This window comes from Dermacoccus sp. 147Ba, assembly GCF_004151355.1.
GTDB classification, from domain to species: Bacteria; Actinomycetota; Actinomycetes; order Actinomycetales; family Dermatophilaceae; genus Dermacoccus; species Dermacoccus abyssi.
In genome coordinates this window covers 1-1,569 of the sequence record NZ_SEHL01000023.1, presented here as the reverse complement: position 1 = coordinate 1,569, position 1,569 = coordinate 1, and the positions used below count along the sequence as shown (strand labels likewise).

The following is a 1,569-nucleotide window of genomic DNA, read 5'->3' as shown; positions in this document are numbered from 1 at the left end:
AGTCCCAGATCCAGGCCTTGAACCGGACCGCGCCGATCCTGCCGCTGCGACCAGGCTTGCCGGAGAAGGTGACCCACGACTACAAGCGCAATGGCACCACCACGCTGTTCGCCGCTCTCGAGGTAGCCACCGGTGCGGTGACCGACCAGTGCTACGACCGGCACGGTAAGGCCGAGTTCCTCGACTTCCTCAAGAAGGTCGCCAGGGCTTACCCGCGCCGGGAGCTGCACGTGGTCCTGGACAACTACCACACCCACAAGCACGAGGACATCAAGCAGTGGCTGGCCAAGCACCCGCGGATCACGTTGCACTTCACCCCGACCAGCGGGTCCTGGCTCAACCTCGTCGAGGTTTTCTTCGGGATCATCACCCGACAGGCCATCCGCCGCGGCTCCTTCGACAGCGTCAAGCAACTCGTCACAGCGATCAGCACCTTCATCGACGGCTGGAACGAGCGCTGCCACCCATTCATCTGGACCAAGACCGCCGAGGAAATCCTGCCCCACGCCACCCGTCAAACCAGTTCAGGCGCGTGACATCAGAGACCGAACGCGCCGCCGCCGACGAGGATTGCGACGCCCAGTCCGATCAGGACGATGGGGAAGAGGATGTGCTCCCGCCGTTCGAGGACCTCGGCGATGGGTCGACGCGTGGCGACGAACTTGGCGGTGGCCACCAGCACTGCCACGAGCACGAGGAAAACGATGCAGAAGGTGATGACAGCGGGAGTACTGATGTTGAGGAAGACCGGGACGTAAACGCCGATGTTGTCCCCACCGTTGGCGAAGGTGACGCCGGCGACGGTCGCCACGGCAACGCTCTTACCTGACACGGCGGCATCATCGTCGTCGCCCTCGCCGCGGTAGACCTCCCACGCAGCCCAGAGACCCAGCGCGAGGGGGATGAGCCCAAAGTAGGGAATCGCCTCCTCTGGCAGCGCCCACCCCGCCCCCAAGGTCACCACGAGTGCGGCGGCGAGGATCCCGACGAAGCCAAGGTATTGCCCGGCCAAGATCTTCGCGGTCGTCCCGGGGCGTCCGGCACCTCGGGCGAAGAAGAGCGAGAGCACGATGATGTCGTCGATGTTGGTCGCGATGAAGAGCCCGATCGCTTGGAGCAGCGCCGCGGCCGTCATGCGCCGGACCTGCCGTCGTGGCAACCAGGCACCTCGCAGGCGACGTCGAGGCAGGGGGCGTCCGCGTCGACGGCCAGCTTGACCTCGACCAGCTCGGTGAGCGCACGTGCGAGGTGGGGGTCAGCGATCTCGTAAAGGGCCTGGCGGCCCTCATGGGTGGCGACCACGATCCCGCAGTCCCGCAGGCAACCCAGGTGGTTCGACACATTCGAGCGCGTCAGGTCTAGCGCGTTGGCGAGCTCTGCCGGATGCGCGGGGCACGCCAGAAGCGACAGAAGGATCCGTGAACGCGTGGGGTCGGCCATCGCCCGGCCCAGACGCTGCATGGCGTCCAAGCGGGAAGCAAGAGTCAGCATGCACTGAACGATACAGTAACCGCTGAACTACAATCGCCCCACCCAACTCGTCAAACAAGTTCAGACGCGTGACACTAG

At 65.1% G+C, this 1,569-nt stretch carries 3 protein-coding genes; 1 reads left to right on the top strand and 2 read right to left on the bottom strand.

Annotation, left to right across the window (positions count from 1 at the left end; translation table 11 throughout):
- Positions 1–536: IS630 family transposase (locus EVU97_RS14860; RefSeq protein WP_129666960.1), on the top strand; the 536-nt coding region annotated here is incomplete at its 5' end.
- A gap of 2 nt (positions 537–538) precedes the next feature.
- On the opposite strand, the gene EVU97_RS14855 is transcribed toward EVU97_RS14860, so the two are convergent.
- Together EVU97_RS14855 and EVU97_RS14850 are read right to left on the bottom strand one after the other, a co-directional pair.
- On the bottom strand, positions 539–1,135 hold the full coding sequence (locus tag EVU97_RS14855; protein WP_006947316.1) for a cadmium resistance transporter: 597 nt from the start codon (positions 1,133–1,135) through the stop codon (positions 539–541).
- Positions 1,132–1,491, bottom strand: a complete 360-nt coding sequence (locus EVU97_RS14850; protein WP_006947315.1) for a helix-turn-helix transcriptional regulator — start codon at positions 1,489–1,491, stop codon at positions 1,132–1,134. The genes EVU97_RS14855 and EVU97_RS14850 overlap by 4 nt, the downstream gene beginning before the upstream one ends.
- Positions 1,492–1,569 lie beyond the last annotated feature (78 nt).

What these genes read in the sequence shown, in the direction of transcription:
- EVU97_RS14855 (WP_006947316.1), bottom strand. Translation starts at nt 1,135, where the DNA reads ATGACGGCCGCGGCGCTGCTCCAAGCGATCGGGCTCTTCATCGCGACC.
- EVU97_RS14850 (WP_006947315.1), bottom strand. Translation starts at nt 1,491, where the DNA reads ATGCTGACTCTTGCTTCCCGCTTGGACGCCATGCAGCGTCTGGGCCGG.